Source organism: Globicatella sp. HMSC072A10, from assembly GCF_001811625.1.
GTDB lineage: Bacteria > Bacillota > Bacilli > Lactobacillales > Aerococcaceae > Globicatella > Globicatella sanguinis.
Genome location: NZ_KV805782.1, coordinates 1 through 1,319, shown reverse-complemented (window position 1 = coordinate 1,319; position 1,319 = coordinate 1). Strand labels below are relative to the sequence as shown.

At 34.0% G+C, this 1,319-nt stretch carries 1 protein-coding gene; it reads left to right on the top strand.

The features are described from left to right. The first annotated feature begins 153 nt into the window (after window positions 1-153). Complete coding sequence (citC, locus tag HMPREF2811_RS08270) at window positions 154-1,194, top strand: [citrate (pro-3S)-lyase] ligase (protein ID WP_071408919.1); 1,041 nt, start codon at window positions 154-156, stop codon at window positions 1,192-1,194. Window positions 1,195-1,319: the final 125 nt, after the last annotated feature.

Genomic DNA, 1,319 nt, shown 5'->3' with positions numbered 1-1,319 from the left:
TTTTAGGTGACCAACAGTTATTTTACACTAAGGTATAATAGAAACCATGTTTTTTTATCGTACTTCTGTCATAAATAATACCTCTTCGCATCATTTTTTTGATAAGATAAAGATAACCAATAAGCTCGCCACTGAATTGAAAGGATGATGACGATGCATTATGAAGTAACCACTTTATATACAAAAGAGCAAAAAGATAAAATGGTAAAACTATTAAATCAACAAGGTATACGTCTCGATCAAAATATTGACTATAGTTGTGCCATTTTTAATGATAAAGATGAGATGATTGCGACTGGTAGTTATTATCGCAACACTTTACGTTGTTTAGCAATTGATGATCGCTATCAAGGTGAAGGGTTGATGAATCAAATTATTACCCATTTAATTCATCAACTTTATTATCAAGATGTGTTTCATCTTTTTGTCTATACTAAAAATGATTCTGCGCATTTTTTTGAACAATTAGGATTTCATAAACTTGTGCAAACGGAAAATGGTATTACTTTTTTAGAAAACAAACAAAATGGATTTGATCACTATTTAAACTCTCTCACCCCATTTAAAAAAGAGTCTGGCACGAAAGCGGCACTGGTCATGAATTGTAATCCATTTACTTTGGGACACCAATATTTAGTTGAAACTGTTGCGACTAAATTTGATTGGGTGTATCTATTCTTACTTGAGGAAGATGCGAGTGTTTTTCCCTATGCTATAAGAAAAGACTTAGTAGAAAAAGGCATCGCGCACCTATCTAATGTGATGATTGTACCAACTGGGCATTATATTATTAGTCAAGCAACCTTTCCAGGCTATTTCCAAAAAGATAAACAAAGTGTCATTGAAAGCCAAGCGATGGTCGATGCAAGTATCTTTATGAAAATCGCCCAACACTTAGGTATTACTGATCGCTTTGTGGGTGAAGAGCCGTATAGTCAAATGACCAATATTTATAACCAAATGATGAGGAATGTTTTTAAAGACTCACCCCTTCAATTAACCATTATTGAACGTAAACAAGATGATACTAAACAAGCAATCAGTGCTTCAAAAGTCAGAATGGCTATTAAAGAGGATGACTGGGATTTTGTAAAAAAATCAGTACCTAGTACCACTTTTGACTATTTATCATCCCCTGAAGCTCATACGATTATTCGCAATATTAAAGCGATTAAGGATAATCAACACCATTAAGAATTGAGAAATTTAAAAAGGAGTTCGCCTTCTTCCCCACCATTGGGAGTCTTTAACAACTAAAATCGAATGATTTTCGCTTCGTCAGGATCTCGCACAGTTGGGAGTTGACCAGAAGTAGAAAA